Annotated in this window: 19 protein-coding genes; 9 read left to right on the top strand and 10 right to left on the bottom strand. The window is 56.2% G+C overall.

Annotated elements, in window-relative coordinates:
• Nucleotide 1: 1 nt before the first annotated feature.
• From ACQG19_RS17960 to celB, 3 genes are read right to left on the bottom strand one after another with little or no spacing between them, the layout of a single operon-like run.
• Nucleotides 2-1,423, bottom strand: coding sequence for a leucyl aminopeptidase family protein (locus tag ACQG19_RS17960; protein WP_222168862.1), 1,422 nt, complete (start codon nt 1,421-1,423; stop codon nt 2-4).
• A 2-nt stretch (nt 1,424-1,425) separates the two neighbouring features.
• The gene (locus ACQG19_RS17955) at nt 1,426-2,379 is read right to left on the bottom strand and encodes a N(4)-(beta-N-acetylglucosaminyl)-L-asparaginase (RefSeq protein ID WP_023620392.1); all 954 of its coding nucleotides are present in this window, start codon (nt 2,377-2,379) and stop codon (nt 1,426-1,428) included.
• Nucleotides 2,380-2,382: 3 nt separating this feature from the next.
• The gene (gene celB / locus ACQG19_RS17950) at nt 2,383-3,702 is read right to left on the bottom strand and encodes a PTS cellobiose transporter subunit IIC (protein ID WP_020689980.1); all 1,320 of its coding nucleotides are present in this window, start codon (nt 3,700-3,702) and stop codon (nt 2,383-2,385) included.
• 147 nt (nt 3,703-3,849) lie between these two features.
• On the opposite strand from celB, the gene ACQG19_RS17945 reads away from it, so the two are divergent.
• Complete coding sequence (locus ACQG19_RS17945) at nt 3,850-4,674, top strand: XRE family transcriptional regulator (RefSeq protein ID WP_246931979.1); 825 nt, start codon at nt 3,850-3,852, stop codon at nt 4,672-4,674.
• On the opposite strand, the gene arsC is transcribed toward ACQG19_RS17945, so the two are convergent.
• Nucleotides 4,671-5,027: an arsenate reductase (glutaredoxin) gene (gene arsC, locus ACQG19_RS17940; protein ID WP_013098232.1), complete on the bottom strand. Its 357-nt coding sequence runs from the start codon at nt 5,025-5,027 to the stop codon at nt 4,671-4,673. The two genes, ACQG19_RS17945 and arsC, sit on opposite strands and share 4 nt — an antisense overlap.
• A gap of 13 nt (nt 5,028-5,040) precedes the next feature.
• On the bottom strand, nt 5,041-6,504 hold the full coding sequence (gene bepA / locus ACQG19_RS17935; RefSeq protein ID WP_222168718.1) for a beta-barrel assembly-enhancing protease: 1,464 nt from the start codon (nt 6,502-6,504) through the stop codon (nt 5,041-5,043).
• Between the two features lie 221 nt (nt 6,505-6,725).
• Here bepA and ACQG19_RS17930 point away from each other — a divergent pair, with 221 nt between their 5' ends.
• Nucleotides 6,726-7,790, top strand: coding sequence for an AI-2E family transporter (locus ACQG19_RS17930; RefSeq protein ID WP_013098230.1), 1,065 nt, complete (start codon nt 6,726-6,728; stop codon nt 7,788-7,790).
• Between the two features lie 129 nt (nt 7,791-7,919).
• Here the strand turns inward: ACQG19_RS17930 and bcp are convergent, their stop codons facing one another.
• Together bcp and ACQG19_RS17920 are read right to left on the bottom strand one after the other, a co-directional pair.
• Nucleotides 7,920-8,390, bottom strand: a complete 471-nt coding sequence (gene bcp, locus ACQG19_RS17925) for a thioredoxin-dependent thiol peroxidase (protein ID WP_013098229.1) — start codon at nt 8,388-8,390, stop codon at nt 7,920-7,922.
• Nucleotides 8,390-8,959 (bottom strand): glycine cleavage system transcriptional repressor, encoded by a 570-nt coding sequence (locus ACQG19_RS17920; protein ID WP_013098228.1) that lies wholly within the window; start codon nt 8,957-8,959, stop codon nt 8,390-8,392. The genes bcp and ACQG19_RS17920 overlap by 1 nt, the downstream gene beginning before the upstream one ends.
• Before the next feature lie 145 nt (nt 8,960-9,104).
• Between ACQG19_RS17920 and dapA the strand changes: the two genes are divergently transcribed.
• The 6 genes from dapA (at nt 9,105) to ypfH (ending at nt 15,588) form a co-directional block, all read left to right on the top strand.
• The gene (gene dapA / locus ACQG19_RS17915; RefSeq protein WP_013098227.1) at nt 9,105-9,983 is read left to right on the top strand and encodes a 4-hydroxy-tetrahydrodipicolinate synthase; all 879 of its coding nucleotides are present in this window, start codon (nt 9,105-9,107) and stop codon (nt 9,981-9,983) included.
• A gap of 16 nt (nt 9,984-9,999) precedes the next feature.
• On the top strand, nt 10,000-11,034 hold the full coding sequence (gene bamC / locus ACQG19_RS17910) for an outer membrane protein assembly factor BamC (RefSeq protein ID WP_013098226.1): 1,035 nt from the start codon (nt 10,000-10,002) through the stop codon (nt 11,032-11,034).
• A gap of 109 nt (nt 11,035-11,143) precedes the next feature.
• Complete coding sequence (gene purC, locus ACQG19_RS17905; RefSeq protein WP_008501631.1) at nt 11,144-11,857, top strand: phosphoribosylaminoimidazolesuccinocarboxamide synthase; 714 nt, start codon at nt 11,144-11,146, stop codon at nt 11,855-11,857.
• 119 nt (nt 11,858-11,976) lie between these two features.
• Nucleotides 11,977-12,846, top strand: a complete 870-nt coding sequence (gene ypfJ, locus ACQG19_RS17900) for a KPN_02809 family neutral zinc metallopeptidase (RefSeq protein ID WP_102752252.1) — start codon at nt 11,977-11,979, stop codon at nt 12,844-12,846.
• On the top strand, nt 12,846-14,819 hold the full coding sequence (locus tag ACQG19_RS17895; RefSeq protein ID WP_246931977.1) for a tRNA(Met) cytidine acetyltransferase TmcA: 1,974 nt from the start codon (nt 12,846-12,848) through the stop codon (nt 14,817-14,819). The genes ypfJ and ACQG19_RS17895 overlap by 1 nt, the downstream gene beginning before the upstream one ends.
• 73 nt (nt 14,820-14,892) lie before the next feature.
• Nucleotides 14,893-15,588 carry an esterase gene (gene ypfH, locus ACQG19_RS17890; protein WP_013098223.1) on the top strand — a complete coding sequence of 232 codons (696 nt, stop codon included), beginning with the start codon at nt 14,893-14,895 and terminating at the stop codon, nt 15,586-15,588.
• A gap of 91 nt (nt 15,589-15,679) precedes the next feature.
• Here ypfH and ACQG19_RS17885 read toward each other — a convergent pair whose 3' ends face one another.
• From ACQG19_RS17885 to ACQG19_RS17875, 3 genes are read right to left on the bottom strand one after another with little or no spacing between them, the layout of a single operon-like run.
• On the bottom strand, nt 15,680-15,877 hold the full coding sequence (locus ACQG19_RS17885) for a YpfN family protein (protein WP_013098222.1): 198 nt from the start codon (nt 15,875-15,877) through the stop codon (nt 15,680-15,682).
• Between the two features lie 24 nt (nt 15,878-15,901).
• Nucleotides 15,902-17,029, bottom strand: a complete 1,128-nt coding sequence (gene dapE, locus ACQG19_RS17880) for a succinyl-diaminopimelate desuccinylase (protein ID WP_013098221.1) — start codon at nt 17,027-17,029, stop codon at nt 15,902-15,904.
• Between the two features lie 10 nt (nt 17,030-17,039).
• Complete coding sequence (locus ACQG19_RS17875) at nt 17,040-17,390, bottom strand: ArsC family reductase (RefSeq protein WP_020689972.1); 351 nt, start codon at nt 17,388-17,390, stop codon at nt 17,040-17,042.
• A gap of 387 nt (nt 17,391-17,777) precedes the next feature.
• Here ACQG19_RS17875 and ypfM point away from each other — a divergent pair, with 387 nt between their 5' ends.
• Nucleotides 17,778-17,837 carry a protein YpfM gene (gene ypfM, locus ACQG19_RS17870; protein WP_015572204.1) on the top strand — a complete coding sequence of 20 codons (60 nt, stop codon included), beginning with the start codon at nt 17,778-17,780 and terminating at the stop codon, nt 17,835-17,837.
• The last annotated feature ends 29 nt before the right edge of the window (nt 17,838-17,866 follow it).

The following is a 17,866-nucleotide window of genomic DNA, read 5'->3' as shown; positions in this document are numbered from 1 at the left end:
GCTAGAGATCTCCCATCAGGTGCTCCACCAGCAGCGGAATCGGCCTCCCTGAGGCCACGCTTCTGCCACCCTCACGCCACAGCGCCGTACCGCTAATATCCAGATGCGCCCACGGGATTGTCGGCGGGCAGAAGTGATGCAGCAGCCACGCCGCCGAGGCACTGATCGCCGCATTGTTGGGCGGCGTATTGCACAGATCGGCGATGGCGCTGTCGGTCTGCTTTTTCAGCCGCGCATCCAGCGGCAGGGACCACACTTCATCTCCGCTCTGTTTTCCTGCCTGCGTCAGCGCCTGGCGCAGTGGCTCGTCCTGGGTCATCAACCCGCTCAGCTCATATCCCAGCGCTTTGACCACCGCACCCGTCAGCGTTGCCATATCGATAATGTAGCGCGCCTGCGGATGGCGCTGGCTGGCCCAGGCGATAGCGTCTGCCAGCACCAGTCGGCCTTCGGCATCGGTATTGTTGATTTCGACCGTGGTGCCGTTGCAGGCTCTGGCTACCGTGCCAGGCTGCATGGCGTCCGGGCCGATGGCGTTTTCTGCCAGCGCCAGCACGCCCATGAGGCGCACGGGGAGCGCCAGCTCTGCAACGGTCAGCATCAGCCCCAGCACGTTCGCTGCCCCGCACATGTCATATTTCATGGTGTACATGCCCGCGCCATCCTTGAGCCACAGGCCGCCGGTATCGAAGGTAATGCCTTTACCTACATAGCAGCGCACCGGGCCGTCAGAAACACCGTCATAGTGAATAGCCAGCAGTCGTGGCGGGCAGGAGGCGCCTTTGCCAACGGCGTGAAGCAGCCCCAGACCCTGCTCAACGATCTGCTTTTCATCCAGCACTTCACAGCGCAGGGCAGGGAAGGCCGCGCACAGCGTCTGCGCCTCCTGCACCATAAACTGCGGCGTGCAGCGGTCGGAGGGGATATCGGCCAGACGGCGTGCGGCGACCATTCCACGGCCAATGGCGAGCTGCTGGCGGAAGATAACGTCCAGCCGCGCCTGCTGTTCTGGCAGGCAGAGGGCGGTAAAGTGCTCAACGCGCAAAGTGACATCGTCCGCTTTCTTCAGCTGCAGATCGCTAAGCCTGTGTGACTGATTAAAAAGAAAACGCAGGACCTGTTGCAGCACAACGTCGTCAATGTGGGTGACATCCAGGACCACGTCGGTGCTGACGGGCGTGGCTAGCAGCGGACGGAGTGCCGTAAGCAATCCTTCGGTAAGGCTATCCTGCCAGAGAGCATCCGGCACCAGCGTGATGCGCGCAAAAGGCGCACAGCCAAAACGGGTGTCGGCAACGGTATCTTGCCCGCGCATTTCCGCAATCAGTGGCGTGTCCGGCAACAGCGTAGACGAGCTGCGGGCGATGAGGTGGCCGTGTGGTTTTACGTCAGAAAGGGCGGTTATCAGCTGATACGTCATCATCATTACTCCTCAATCGGTGCGCGGATCCGTGCGGCATAGGCCTGCATCCATTCATCATCCACCGCCTGATAGTGCGTTTTTTCCCGCAGGCGTTCGGCGCGAAACACGGTCAGCGGCTGGCGTGCCGTCGCCACCACAAAGGAGAACGTTTTAATGTTGGTGGCGGCGCCAAATTCACCTTTGTTATTCATGCATACCACGGAGAGATCCCCCGCGCGGCCAAAGCGCGACATCAGCCTGTCTTCCAGCTCGAACACCACGGAATCTGCCGCCTGCTGCGGAGACATCCCCTGCGCCATGCGGCGAACAATTTCGTAGCTGGTGCAGCCTTTCATCAGATCTTCGCCCACGCCCGTGGCGGTGGCGGCGCCGGTTTCACTGTCGCAGTAGAAGCCGGAGCCGATGATCGGCGAATCGCCAAGTCGGCCGCGCTTTTTCATAAACAGGCCGCTGGTGGAGGTCGCCACGCTCATGGATCCCTGTTTGTCGAGACCGATAATCCCGACCGTGTCATGGCCATCGTAGGGGCTTAAGCCTTTATCCAGCGTCTCCCGGCAGCGCTTGCGGTAGTGCTGCATGGCCCGGTCGGTGAGCATCGTTTTGTCGGCAAAACCCTGGCTCAATGCCCACTCGCGTGCGCCCTGGCCGACCAGCAGGCTATTATAGCGCTGGCGGCTTAACGCCTGCGCCACGCGTACCGGATTGGCGATATCCACCAGATTTCCCACGGCGCCAAACGCCAGTGTGTCGCCGTCCATGTAGGCGGCGTCCAGTTCCACCTCGCCATTTTCGGTTGGTAGCCCGCCGTAGCCGACCGATTTATAGAACGGGAAGTCCTCGACGGCGGCAACGGCATCCACGACCGCGGCAGCCACCGGTTTTCCTGCTGCCAGCGCAGAGGCCGACTCGGTGACGCCTTCAAGCGCCATTCGCCAGGTGGCGATAATTCCCCACATGCTTTACTCCTGTTTTGCAAGGGTGGTGTCGGTTTGCGTCACGGCGGCAATCTCCGCGGCGCGGTACTGTTTATCCACGATACGCATGAATGGCAGATACAGCATGGCGCCAATCAGCAGGTTGATAAGCTGCATGATGCTGCCGCTGAGATGCCCGGTGACGATAAAACCGCTGATAACAGGCGGCAGCGTCCAGGGGATAAACACCCCGGTGGTGACGGCGACCGCACCAATTTTCATTGCTACGTACTGCACGGTGACCAGCACCAGCGGCACCAGATTGAACGGAATGAGCATGATCGGGTTCATGATCACCGGCAGGCCGAACAGAATCGGCTCGTTGATGTTAAACACCGAGGCCCCCGCGCCCAGACGTGCCACTTCGCGCATGTTTTTACTGCGGGCGAAAATCAGCATCGCAATCACCAGCGACAGCGTGGCCCCTGCGCCGCCCATCCAGATCATGTCAAAAAACTGTTCGGTGATAATGTGCGGTGGGGTGGCGCCGGCCTGAATGGCGGCGATGTTATCGGTCTGGTTCTCCATCCACAGCGGGCGAATAATGCCGTTGATCATCGAACCGGAGTTAATGCCCACTGACCACAGAATGGTGATGCTGAAGACCGTCATCAGCGCGCCAAAATAGGAAGTGCCGTAGTGGCGAACCGGGGTTGCCACTACCTCGTAAATAAACTGATGGATGGTGTTGTAATGGGTGTTTTCAAAGCCGATGCGGATCATCAGCACCAGGATCATCACCAAGAGGGCAGGGATCAGCGCCGCGAACGACTCCTGCACCGCTGGCGGCACGCCATCCGGCATTCTGATAACCAGTTTTTTGCGCTTCAGCCAGCAGAACAGCTCCGTCCAAAGCAGAGAGCCAATCATCGCCACGAATAGCCCTTTACTGCCAATCCACTCTACCGGCATGACGGTGATGCCACCCTGTTCCGCCACTTTGATAAAAGGGGTCAGGATCAGAAAGGCGACCAGCGCCAGAATGCCGCAGGAGATACGGTCTTCGCCATAGTGTTCAGCCAGGCGATAGGCGACCAGGAAGCTAATAAACAGCGACATGGTCGAGAACACCGCGTTGAACGGGATTTCGATAATCGCGCTCCAGCTTTCCCCAAACGCCTGAGACATAAACTGCTGATAGGTTTGATTGGGAAAGGAGGAGATCACCAGCAGGATAGAGCCGACGATGATAAACGGCATGAATGAAACGTAGGCACCGCGAATGGCACCAAGATGACGCTGCTGGGCCGTTTTGGCCGCCAGCGGCATCAGTTTTGCTTCAAGAAATCCCAGAACATTGTTCATTGTGAACTCCGTACAAGATTGAGAGGTGTTGTTTATGTTATCTCTGGGGATTATCAGTGAAGCGCGGCGAGTGAAAGGTGAAATCGGTCACAAAGCAATCGCTGGTGCATTATAAATCTCATAAGATTAGTTCTGGAGTTTGTTGCGATGGAAATCAAACTGCACGCCAATGCGACCACGACGCCGCGCATCCGTCGTTATCTTCAACAGTCGGATAAGAGCGACAGAGATCTGGCCGTCGAGCTGGGCATTTCGGTCACTACCGTCAGACGCTGGCGCAATCGCGACCAGGTGTCGGATAACCATACGACGCCTAAAGTGATACACAAAGCGATGAGACAAGATCAGGTTGCGCTGGTGAATGCCCTGCGTGACATCCTGGGTGCGCCGTTGGACGACCTGCTGCTTATGGTCAACGACGTCCTGGGGATCGCTGTTTCCCGCGCCACCCTGAACCGCTATCTCAAACCAGCCGCTGCAAAGCAAAAAGGGGCCCCCTTGCAGGGGAAAAAGGCGCTGAAAGCGGGTATTACGCCCCATACGCTGGAACTGCACCATTTGCCTTTGTCGCTGCATATGGATGACGGCGGGGAGCAGCATCTGCTTTGGGCGCGAGAGCCGGTGAGCGGCTGGTGCTATGCCCGGCTTTATGCGGGGCTGTCGCCTCAACGACTGAATACCTGGACGCAGGAGGTGCTGGCGGCGTGTCCGGCTGCTATACAATCTATTGAGACTTTTGGTTTTGAGGCGACGCTGGCTGTTAACAACATTGCGGTGAAGGCACATCAACGTACCTGCAGGGCACTTCAGGTGATAGTGCCCTTACGCGATATTATTCCGCGCGTGAATGATGAACCGGCGGGGGCGCTATTGATGACCTTGTGCGAGTTTTACAACCGGGGTAAAGCGCAAAAAAAACTGGGGGAAAGTACGCCGCAGGCCTTCCTGGAAGGGCTGCGGCGCGAGGCTTAAAGAATGTCGAGCACATCTTCCGGCGGACGCCCGATGCGCGCCTTGCCGTTTGCCACCACAATTGGGCGTTCAATGAGCTTCGGGTTGTCAACCATCGCCTGCACGAGCTCAGCTTCAGTGAGACGCGGGTCGTCCAGGTTAAGTGACTTATAGAGATCCTCTTTCTGGCGCATCAACTCACGTGCACTGCCCATACCCAGCATATGCAGGAGCTGGCGGATTGTCTGCGCGTCTGGTGGTGTCTCCAGATACAGCACCACCTCAGGCTCTACGCCGTTGGATTTCAGCAGGCTGAGGGTGTCGCGGCTCTTGGAGCAGCGAGGGTTATGGTAGATTTTTACCGCGTCAGTCATATTTTCTTCCTTTTTACATCTTTTCGTACGGCTTGAAGCGCTGCTGTAGCGCGCGCAGCTGATCGATACGCGCATCGTAACGGGCTTGTTGCAGGCTGCCAAGTTTGACCTGTGAACTGGCGCTGCTGAGCATCGAAATGGCCTGATCCAGACGCCCCACCAGGGCAAATCCTTCGGCGCGTGCCGCCAGCTCCTGATCGCGGTTGCCCAGTTGGGCTTCTGCCTGAGCGAGCAGATCCCAGCCGTTTTGATCGTCTTTATTGTCGAAGGTGTAGCGGTTCAGAATGGTGGCCGCTTCACCCGGCTGGCCGCCCTGCAGATAAGCGTTCGCCAGGTTAAGCTGCAGCACCGGGTTGGTCCGCACCTCTTTGGCACCTTTCAGGCGGTTAATCGCATCGGCAGGTCTCTTCTGCCCCAGATCGATATCCGTGGAGAGATCGAGATACCACGGGTTATTCGGGTCGGCGGCCAGCAACGGTTGCAGCGTTTTTCGCGCTTCGTCGTATTTGCTGGCTTCCATCGCCTGCAGGGCACGGCCGTATTGCGCCGCTTTCTTCTCGCGCACGTTGCCTTTTGCCAGGGCATCCAGCAGGTCGCTGGTGAGCTGGTTGCGCCCGGAATTGTACATGCCCAGCGTTCTCACTTTCGCCATGTAGAAATCCTGTGAGGATTGCACCACCACCGGACGCATCTGATTGGCACGGTTACGCGCATCGGACAGACGGCTTTCCGGTAACGGGTGGGTGAGCAGAATTTCGGGTGGACGTGACGAGTAGCGTGCCTGATCGAGCAGTTTTTCCAGGAAGCTGGGCATGGCCTGTGGGTCAAAGCCCGAGCGCTGCAACACCTGGATGCCAATGCGGTCCGCTTCCTGTTCGTTTTGCTGGGTGAAACTGATCATACCCTGGCGCGTGCCTGCCAGCGTGCCGGTTAATGCGGCCATCCCGGCCTGCGGGCTGGCCATCGCCAGCAAAATAGAGCCCAGCGCACCCACCCAGGTCAGGGGCGCGTTGCGTTTCTGGTCTTCCATCGCACGGGCCAGATGGCGCTGGGTCACGTGGGAAATTTCGTGCGCCATGACCGACGCCAGCTGGCTTTCGTTATCGGAATAACGGAATAACGCCGAATGCAGCACCACGTTACCGCCAAAAAAGGCGAAGGCGTTGATTTCGTCGTTATTGATTAAATAGAAGTGGAAGGGGGTTTTTACCGAGTTGGCGTGCGCGACCAGGCGCATCCCCAGACCATTAATGTACTGCACCAGCAATGGGTCATTGATCAGCGGAGCACTGCCGCGCAGCTGGCGAACATAGTAATCACCCATCTGCATCTCCTGACCAATGGAGAGCGTGCTTCCTGCTGTGGTGCCCATGTCCGGCAATGAATCGGACGAATCAGCGAAAGCTGGCAACACCTGACCGACCGTTACGGCGGCAATCAGTGTCGCAACCACTGTTTTTTTCAACTGCCTGAACATAACCACTGTCCTGTATTTTGGATGTGCTAATTTGACCGATGAACCCGCATATCGTTCATCTCCACTGCCCTGCGAGTGTAGCCGTGTTGTGGCATGAAGAAAATCCCATTCATCAGGCTTTTGCGGATTGTGACAGCGATACAAAAAGCGAAAGTCTTTTTTGTGACAGTTAGATACAATTCACCTTCTGACTCCCGTCATTCGATTCAGGGAAGGGTTGTATGCTCGAAATGTTAATGCAGTGGTACCGGCGCCGGTTTAGCGACCCGGAAGCCATTGCTTTGCTTGTTATTCTGGTTGCCGGGTTCGGTATTCTGTTCTTCTTCAGCGGCCTTCTGGCGCCACTGCTGGTGGCGATTGTGCTGGCCTATCTGCTGGAGTGGCCAACCGCGCGGCTGGAGAATATCGGTTGCTCCCGACGCTGGGCGACCAGCATCGTGCTGGTGCTGTTTGTTGGCATTCTGCTGTTGATGGCGTTTGTGGTCATGCCCGTCGCCTGGCAGCAGGGGATCAACCTGATCCGCGATATGCCCGGCATGTTAAATAAGCTTTCCGATTTTGCCGCCACGCTGCCGCGTCGTTATCCGGCGCTGATGGACGCGGGGATCATCGATGCGATGGCCGAAAACATGCGCGCCCGCATCATGACCATGGGCGATTCGGTGGTGAAATACTCCCTGGCGTCGCTGGTTGGGCTCCTTACGCTCGCCGTCTACCTGGTGCTGGTACCGTTGATGGTGTTCTTCCTGGTGAAGGACAAAGATCAGATGCTCAACGCCGTGCGGCGTATTCTGCCGCGTAATCGCGGGCTGGCCGGGCAGGTGTGGGAAGAGATGAATCAGCAGATCACCAACTACATTCGCGGCAAGGTGCTGGAGATGATTGTGGTTGGGGTCGCGACGTGGATTGGCTTCCTGATCTTCGGGCTTAACTACTCGCTGCTGCTGGCGGTGCTGGTGGGGCTGTCGGTCCTTATTCCGTATATTGGCGCATTTGTGGTCACCATTCCTGTTGTTGGGGTCGCGCTGTTCCAGTTTGGCCTGGGCACCGAGTTCTGGAGTTGCTTCGCGGTGTACCTGATTATTCAGGCCCTGGATGGCAATCTGCTGGTGCCGGTGCTGTTCTCAGAAGCGGTGAATCTGCATCCGCTGGTGATTATCTTATCGGTGGTGATTTTCGGCGGGCTGTGGGGATTCTGGGGCGTGTTCTTTGCTATTCCGCTGGCGACGCTGATTAAAGCCGTCGTCCATGCATGGCCGGATGTGCCAGCGGTGGAAGAGAAGTAGTTTTTGTGCGGCCTGATGCCCTTCTCTCACGGGGGGAGAGGGGGAAAACACTAAAAACGGCAACCAGGTTGCCGTTTTGCATTTATCTTGTAGGTCGGGTAAGGCGAAGCCGCCACCCGACACTCACTTTCAGGCACTTTGTTTCAGCCAGTTCAGCACCACGTCGTGGTGGTTGCTGGTTTTGAAGTCGTCAAAGACATGTTCCACTTTACCGTCAGCGTCAATCAGGAAGCTGATGCGGTGAATGCCGTCATAGGTTTTGCCCATAAACGTCTTCTCGCCCCAGACGCCGAACTGCTCACAGACCTGATGATCTTCGTCGGAAAGCAGCGTGAAGTTCAGCAGCTCTTTTTCAGCAAATCGTGACAGCTTTTCTGGCTTATCGGTGCTGATGCCCAGCACTTCCACGCCGGCTTTTTTCAACTCGTCCATGTTGTCGCGTAAGCCGCAGGCCTGCACGGTGCAGCCCGGGGTCATGGCTTTCGGGTAGAAATAGACCAGAACACGCTGTCCCTGGAAGTCGGTCAAATTTACTTGCTCACCATCCTGATCCGGTAAGCTAAATTTCGGTGCGATGTCACCGGCTTTCAGTGGGTTCATTACTCAACTCCATCCTGTTCATGCTGCGAATAATTTACGACGCTTATACTGCCTTGCGCGTGTAATTCTGTACAGAGGGCTTTGAACGCTTGCTCGATATTTGACGCATCCTGTGATGCAGGACTGTGGGCGGTGATTTGAATAAAGAGGGTAGGAACGGCACTCTCATCAGCCGGTTGTGTGCGGGAAACCAGCTCGGCAATGTTCATCTGATGGCTGTCAAACAGCGCGGTAAAACGCTCAATCAGATGAGGGGAATCAGGAACTTCAACCTGTACCCAGACGGTGGCAGGCATGGCCGGACGCGGACGCGCATTGGTGCGTTTCATCACGATCAGCAAATCCAGCTCCGCGCCTTTCAGCGGCAGGGTAGATTCGATAAGCGTGATGGCGTTCCATGTCCCGGACAGCAGCATAATAAACGTGAACTCTTCGCCCAGCATCGCCAGACGGCTGTCCTCGATATTACAGCCGCAGCTGCTCACGTGGCGGGTAATGGTGTTCACGATACCCGGCCTGTCAGCACCCAGCGCAGTGATAACCAGGTAATGTTGTGATGAGGTTGTCAAACCTGTTCTTCCTTTGCTTGGTTAAGTCTTCCTAAGGAAAGCATAAAAAAAACATGCATACAACCGCCTGAGGGCCTCAGGTCGCTTGCTTTTATTACAGTTCCAAACGTACCATTGAGGCTCTTGTTCGCACAGAGGATGGCTCATGTTCACGGGAAGTATTGTCGCGCTTGTAACACCGATGGATGAAAAAGGTAATGTCTGCCGGTCAAGCATGAAGAAGCTGATTGATTACCATGTCGCCAATGGAACCTCGGCGATCGTTTCGGTAGGGACTACCGGTGAATCTGCAACGCTGAGCCACGAAGAGCACGGCGATGTGGTGATGTTGACCCTCGAACTGGCTGACGGACGTATTCCGGTCATCGCGGGAACGGGCGCGAATGCAACCGCAGAAGCGATCAGCCTGACCCAACGTTTTAACGACAGCGGCGTTGTTGGCTGTCTGACGGTCACCCCTTACTACAACCGTCCTACTCAGGAAGGTTTGTTCCAGCATTTCAAAGCCATCGCTGAACATACTGACTTGCCACAAATTCTGTATAATGTGCCGTCCCGTACTGGCTGCGATATGCTGCCGGAAACCGTTGGTCGTCTCTCGAAAGTAAAAAATATTATCGGGATTAAAGAGGCGACAGGGAACTTAAGCCGCGTTCATCAGATCAAAGAGCTGGTTTCAGACGACTTTATCCTGTTGAGCGGTGACGATGCGACCGCGCTGGACTTCATGCAGCTCGGTGGTCATGGCGTGATCTCCGTAACGTCGAACGTTGCGGCCCGCGATATGGCGGAAATGTGCAAGCTGGCGGCGGCAGGTCACTTTGATGAAGCCCGTCTCATTAATAAACGTCTGATGCCGTTGCACAATAAATTATTTGTCGAACCCAATCCGATCCCGGTGAAATGGGCATGTAAGGAGTTGGGACTTGTAGCAACCGATACGCTACGTCTGCCAATGACACCGATTACCGACCACGGTCGTGAAATCGTCACTGCAGCGCTGAAGCATGCCGGTTTGCTGTAAAGTTTAGGGAGATTTGATGGCTTATTCAGTACAGAAGTCGCGCCTGGCGAAGGTTGCGAGTGTTTCGCTTGTTATGCTGCTCGCTGCCTGTAGTTCAGACTCGCGCTACAAGCGCCAGGTGAGCGGTGATGAATCCTATCTGGATGCGACCCCGCTTGCTGAACTTCATGCACCGGCTGGCATGATCCTGCCGATTCAGAACGGCGATTATAATATCCCCGTGACCAACGGCAGCGGCCCGGTGGGCAAAGCGCTTGATATTCGTCCGCCAGCACAGCCTCTGGCGCTGGTGAGCGGGGCGCGCACCCAGTTTACCGGTGATACCGCGTCTCTGATGGTGGAAAGCGCACGTGGCAGCACGCTGTGGCCACAGGTGGTGAGCGTCATTCAGTCGAAGAACTACACGATTGACAAGCGCGATGACGCCAGCCAGACGTTAACCACCGACTGGATCGAGTGGAACCGTCTGGATGAAGACCAGCAGTACCGTGGTCGTTATCAAGTCTCCGTTAAACCGCAGGGCTATCAGCAGGCGGTTACCGTTAAGCTGTTGAACCTGGAGCAGGCGGGCAAACCGGTGGCGGATGCTGCCTCTATGCAGCGTTACAGCACTGAAATGCTGAACGTGATTGCGGCGGGTCTGGATAAGAACGCCACAGACGCGGCTAACGCCTCACAGAACCGCAACGGCATGACGTTTGATGTCCAGAGCGGCGCGGATGATACTGGCCTGCCAATGCTGGTTGTTCGTGCGCCATTCAACCAGACCTGGCAGCGCCTGCCAGCGACGCTGGAGAAAGTGGGCATGAAGGTGACCGACAGCACGCGTTCAACCGGTAGCATAACCGCAACGTATAAGCCGCTGTCCGACAGCGCATGGCAGGAGCTGGGCGCACGCGATCCACAGCTCGCTTCCGGCGACTACAAGATTCAGGTAGGCGACCTTGATAACCGCAGTAGCCTGCAGTTTATCGATCCGAAAGGTCACACGCTGACCCAGTCGCAGAACGATGCGCTGGTCGCGGTCTTCCAGGCTGCATTCAGCAAATAAATACGAGGGCTGGTGAATCCAGCCCTTTTTATTTTCGTGCTACGCAAACGTGTGCGTGGCATAATATGCCCAGTTTTGAACACAAATCATCACACCAGGAGTAATCAAGATGCAGAAGCAAGCTGAGTTGTATCGTGGCAAAGCGAAGACCGTATACAGCACGGAAAACCCGGATCTGTTGGTGCTCGAGTTCCGCAATGATACGTCAGCAGGGGATGGCGCACGCATTGAGCAGTTCGATCGTAAAGGCATGGTGAACAACAAGTTCAACCACTTCATTATGACCAAACTGGCCGAAGCGGGTATCCCGACTCAGATGGAAGCGTTGCTGTCCGATACGGAATGTCTGGTGAAAAAACTGGATATGGTTCCGGTTGAGTGCGTCATTCGTAACCGTGCCGCGGGCTCCCTGGTGAAGCGTCTGGGCATTGAGGAAGGCATCGAGCTGAATCCACCGCTGTTCGATCTGTTCCTGAAAAACGACGCCATGCACGATCCGATGGTCAATGACTCCTACTGTGAAACCTTCGGCTGGGTGAACAAAGAGAACCTGGCGCGCATGAAAGAGCTGACCTACAAAGCCAACGACGTGCTGAAAAAACTGTTTGATGATGCTGGCCTGATCCTCGTCGACTTTAAGCTGGAGTTCGGTCTGTTCAAAGGCGAAGTGGTACTCGGCGACGAGTTCTCACCGGACGGCAGCCGTCTGTGGGACAAAGAAACGCTGGATAAAATGGATAAAGACCGTTTCCGTCAGAGCCTGGGTGGCCTGATTGAAGCGTACGAAGCAGTGGCTCACCGTTTAGGCGTTAAGCTCGACTAACTCCCTCATCGCCAAAGGATGTTCATATCCTTTGGCGTCTTACCTTTGTTTCCTATGGTAATCTTGCCGTTAACCGCCTACGATCATAGCTATTATTAATGGAATAGTTCGAGGTAGTTATGCGCTGGCAAGGGCGTCGTGAAAGTGACAATGTAGAAGACAGACGTGGTGATAGCGGTGGCGGCCCTTCCATGGGTGGCCCCGGCTTCCGTTTACCCAGTGGAAAAGGCGGAATCATTCTGCTGATTGTGGTGCTGGTTGCGGGTTACTACGGGGTCGATCTCACCGGGGTAATGACCGGTCAGCCGCTGCAGCAACAGCAGCAATCTCAGCGCTCCATCAACCCAAATGAAGATGAAGCGGCCAAATTTACCTCCGTTATTCTCGCGACCACTGAAGACACGTGGAGCCAGCAGTTTGAGAAAATGGGGCGCAGCTACCAACAGCCGAAGCTGGTGATGTACCGTGGTGCGACCCGCACCGGCTGCGGCACCGGACAGTCGGTGATGGGGCCGTTCTACTGTCCGGCAGACAGCACCGTCTATATCGATCTCTCTTTTTATGATGACATGAAACGCAAACTCGGTGCCGACGGTGATTTTGCTCAGGGCTACGTGATTGCGCATGAAGTGGGGCATCACGTGCAAAAATTGCTGGGCATTGAGCCTAAGGTTCGTCAGCTTCAGCAAAACGCCTCGCAGGCGGAGGTCAATCGCCTTTCCGTGCGTATGGAGCTGCAGGCGGACTGCTTCGCGGGCGTCTGGGGTAACAGCATGCAGAAGCAGGGCGTGCTGGAATCTGGCGACCTGGAAGAGGCGTTAAATGCCGCAGAAGCCATTGGTGACGACCGTCTCCAGCAGCAGAGCCAGGGCCGGGTTGTGCCGGACAGCTTCACTCACGGGACGTCAGAACAACGTTACACCTGGTTTAAACGCGGTTTTGACAGCGGTGACCCGGCGCAGTGCAATACCTTCGGTAAAGCCATGTAATGGTGGCGTTTGACCAACTGATTAGCCAGCTTGAGCGCACCGGCCAGCGTCGGCTGGTGGTGCTCAGCGGTGATGCGCAGTGGTCCCTGGCGCAGGCCGGGGCGCTGCGTGATACGCTTTCCGGGGATTGGGTGTGGCTGGATGAAAACCCTTCCCGGGAGATAAGCGGGCTGCTGGGGCGCGAGTTCCGGCATGCTGTTTTTGATGCCCGCGTCGGGTTTGATGTCTCAGCCTTTGCCGCCCTGAGCGGAACGCTGCGTGCCGGGAGCCTGCTGGTGCTGTTGGCTCCCCCGCTTGCGGTGTGGGCAGACACGCCCGACAGTGATTCCCTGCGCTGGAGCGACAGCGCGGAACCCATTCCCACGCCGAATTTCATTCGCCACTTTTGTCAGACGATTACCCGCGACCCCGATGCAATCGTCTGGCAGCAAAACCAGCCGTTAACCCTTCCTCCGTTTCCTGATGCCCCTGACTGGCAACCCGCTAACGGTGCACCCCAGCGCGAGCAGGCGGAGATCCTGCAGGCACTTCGTGCAATGCCGAAAGGCATTGCGGCCGTTACCGCCCCGCGCGGGCGGGGAAAATCGGCGCTTGCCGGCATGCTGCTGAACAGCATTGAGGGCAGAGCAGTTGTCACCGCACCGGCAAAGGGAGCAACGGAGGTCATCGCACGGTTTGCGGGTGAACATTTTCACTTTATGGCACCGGATGCGCTGCTGGCCTCCTCACACCATGCCGACTGGCTGATTGTCGATGAGGCGGCGGCCATACCCGGCCCTGTGCTGGAGAAGCTGGTTGCGCGCTTTCCACGGGTACTGTTAACCACGACGGTACAAGGATATGAAGGAACCGGAAGAGGGTTTTTGCTTAAATTCTGCGCGCAGTTCAGCGCCTTGCAGCGTTATACCTTATCCACCCCCGTTCGCTGGGCTGCGGGATGTCCGCTTGAGCGGGTAGTCGCCAGCGCACTGCTGTTTGACGACACGCTCATCGACCAGCAGCCGAAAGGAGAGGTGCAACTGACCTCTCTGGCCCCCGACGCATGGGAGCACACGCCTGCACTCGCCGCGAGTGTCTACGAGCTGCTTTGTGCGGCTCATTACCGTACCTCGCCGCTGGATCTGCGCCGTATGATGGACGCCCCCGGTCAGCACGTTGCCGTCGCGCAAACGGACCCGGTCATTGCGGGCGCGCTGTGGCTGGTAGACGAAGGCGGGTTAAGCCCGGCGCTAAGTCGCGCAGTATGGGCGGGTTTTCGTCGACCTCGCGGCAACCTTGTCGCGCAGTCTCTGGCCGCGCATGGCGGCACGCCTCTGGCAGCAACGCTGAAAGGTCGACGGATCACGCGCATCGCTGTTCACCCTCACCGGCAACGGGAAGGGATCGGCCGGGCGCTCATCCGCGAGGCCTGCGGGGAGGATTATCTCTCGGTGAGCTTTGGCTTTACCAACGCGCTGTGGCATTTCTGGCAGCAGTGCGGCTTTGAGCTGGTACGGATAGGCAGCCACCGCGAAGCCAGCAGCGGCTGCTATACCGCAATGGCATTATTGCCGCAAAGTGAGGCGGGGCATCGTCTGTGTGAACAGGCCCGGCTGCGCCTGCATCGCGATGCGCGTGTCTTATCATTGTGGAATGGCGAAAAGATCCCGGTGGCAGATGAGTGGGAAGCTACCCTTAATAGTGACGACTGGCTGGAGCTGGCAGGCTTTGCCTTTGCACACCGGCCCTTTGCTACGTCCGTTGCCGCATTGACGCGTTTGCTGCTCGCCGTGGATCTGCCGCTTCCGGCCCTGCGCGGTAAAATTGAGGCACGAAGAGAGGACGCTGCGCTCAGTGATGAACTGTCGCTCACCGGGCGAAAAGCGGTGCTGGCAAGATTACGCGCTGAAACGGCGCAGGCCCTTGAATGTCTTGATAAAGCGCGCAGTCAGCAGCTCAAAAGCGACATTTTGCAATGGCAATTTTTTCAATGACTTCTTCAGTAAAGTGGCATGGTCATTCCCCCCGCAAAGCGTAGAATCCAGGTCATCAATTAAGGAGACCGCCATGAAACACGATCATTTTGTTGTTCAAAGCCCCGACAAACCGGCTAAACAGTTACTGCTGCTGTTTCATGGCGTTGGCGATAACGCCGTCAATATGGGAGAGATTGGTCGCTGGTTTGCACCTGTTTTTCCTGAGGCGCTGATTGTCAGCATCGGCGGCGTGGAGCCGTGTGGCCCTGACGGACGGCAGTGGTTCTCCGTTCAGGGCGTGACGGAAGAGAACCGTCAGGCACGTATTGATGCCATTATGCCGGTCTTTATCGAAACCGTGCGTTACTGGCAGCAGCAGAGCGGCGTCGGTGCCGACGCGACCGCGCTGATTGGCTTTTCACAGGGGTCAATTATGTCGCTGGAGAGCGTGAAAGCAGAGCCGGGTCTGGCTTCGCGCGTGATTGCCTTTAACGGCCGTTTCGCGACGCTACCGACGAGCGCGACCACGCAGACAACGATCCACTTGATCCACGGTGGCGAAGACCGGGTGATTGAGCTTTCGCATGCCGTAGCTGCGCAGGAAGCCCTGATCCGGGAAGGCGGGGATGTGACGCTGGATATCGTTGACGATCTGGGCCATGCGATTGACGATCGCAGCATGCAGTTTGCGCTCGACCATCTGCGCTATACCGTACCGAAGCACTACTTTGATGAAGCGCTCAGCGGCGGTAAGCCGGACGATGATGATATTGTTGAGTTTATGTGATTATTTCCCCTCACCCTAACCCTCTCCCCAGAGGGGAGAGGGAACATGGCACCCCTCGCCCCTCTGGGGAGAGGGGCTGGGGGTGAGGGGATTACTTCTTCTGGTCTTTCTTTGGCCAGTCGTCGTCGTCGTCCCACTTGTCGTTAAAATCACGATGAGGCGGAAGATCCGGCTTGTTGGCGAGGAATTTTTTATGGTCAACGCGCTTAAGATCTTTAATCACGTTAAGCAATACGCCTACCAGAAACACTAACACCAGAATCCACCAGTACTTTGCAAGCCAATCCATTCGCTATTCCTCTCAGAGCGCTCGTCAGGCGACGATTTGCTCCATAATACGTTGATACATACGGGCCAGCAGTTGTAAATCCGCGGCATTTACACACTCATTGATTTTATGAATGGTCGCGTTCACTGGCCCCAGTTCGACAACCTGAGCTCCCATGCGGGCGATAAAGCGTCCGTCTGAAGTGCCACCCGTCGTCAGCAGTTGTGGCTTAATTTCATTATAGTGCTCGATGGCGTTCACCACCGCATCCACCAGTTTGCCACGCTGTGTCAGGAATGGCTGGCCGGAAAGCCACCAGTCCACGGTGTAACGCAGCTGATATTTTTCCAGCAGGGCGATAACGCGCGCTTTGATCATCTCATCGGTCAGCTCCGTGCTGAAACGGAAGTTAAACTGAACGAAACAATCGCCCGGGATCACGTTGTTGCTGCCGGTTCCGGCCTTCACGTTCGCAATCTGCATGCTGGTTGGCGGGAAGAACTCATTGCCTTTGTCCCACTCAATGCTCACCAGTTCACTCAGCATTGGCGCTGCGCGGTGAACTGGGTTATCGGCCAGATGTGGGTACGCCACGTGTCCCTGTACGCCGTGAATGGTCAGGTTACAGGTTAACGAACCGCGGCGGCCATTTTTCACCACATCGCCCACCACCTCGGTGCTGGACGGCTCGCCGACCAGACAGTAGTCCAGACGCTCGTTGCGGGCCATCAGGGCCTCAACTACCTTGACTGTGCCGTTATGGGCGCTGGCTTCTTCATCAGAGGTAATGAGAAACGCGAGACGGTTTTTATGGTTCGGGTGCTGGGCGACAAAGCGCTCAGCCGCCACAACCATTGCCGCCAGGGAGCCTTTCATGTCTGCGGCGCCGCGGCCAAACAGCATGCCATCGCGGATGGTTGGTTCAAACGGAGGGTTGATCCAGCGGTCCGCATCACCTGCGGGAACCACGTCGGTATGCCCGGCAAAGGCCAGCGTTTCGCCCTGGCCACGCCACGCCCAGAAATTCTGGGTGTCGCCAAAATCCATCCGCTCCACGGTAAAACCGATGGCACGCAGGCGCTCAATCATTAATGCCTGACAACCTGCGTCGTCCGGGCTAAGGGAAGGACGGCGAATAAGCTGCTGAGTCAGCTCAATGACCGGGCATGACATAAACTACACCTCAACGAAAAAAGTCGGAATAAAGGGTTTCACTGAAACCCAGCAGCATAGGCTGCCCGGGCGCGCAGAGCAATGGGCGTTTGATGATTGCTGGCATTTCAAGCATCAGATTTGCTGCGCTGTTGGCATCCTTGATGCTGGCACGCAGTGATTCGTCCAGCTTGCGCCAGGTCGTGCCGCGGGTGTTCAGCAGCGCGTCCCACCCCAGTTCGTTAATGGCGGTATGCAGAAATTCTGCATCAAGCCCATCGGCACGGTAATCGTGGAAGCGGTACTCGACGTTGTTAGCTTCGAGCCAGCGACGGGCTTTTTTGATCGTGTCACAATTTTTAATGCCGTACATGACAACCATGTTGAATCCTTTTGTTCTTATGACCATTAAATGTTCAGTAAATTCGAAGATATATCCTTAAACGGAATATAGCACATTCAGAAACGCTCTGGATTAACACCTCTTTTTAATTCAACTCACACCTGTACGCTGAATATTCTTTCATCATTTAAGCATAGATGTCCATCAGGTATAAATTGCCTGTAAACTCAGCGGGTAAAATAAAACTCACCCGTGCGTAGGGTTATTTCAAAATATTGCTGGCCGTCACACAAAATTTAAGGTTCTCCGTTCATATTTATCATAAATCCAGCGCGCAGACGGGGTACAATCACAGCAATCGGTTAAATTGTCTTCACAATGATGATACGTTTTCGTAGAATGCGCATAATAATAAGAGAGGTTGTTATGATTGAACGTGAACTGGGGAACTGGAAAGATTTTATCGAAGGCATGCTTCGTAAATGACATTCAGTAAGAATTGCAAGAGCACTTAA

The sequence above is a fragment of the Enterobacter cloacae complex sp. 277I4 genome, from assembly GCF_050031465.1.
GTDB lineage: Bacteria > Pseudomonadota > Gammaproteobacteria > Enterobacterales > Enterobacteriaceae > Enterobacter > Enterobacter cloacae.
The sequence above is the reverse complement of the archived record's forward strand: the minus strand, read 5'-3'. Positions and strand labels throughout refer to the sequence as shown.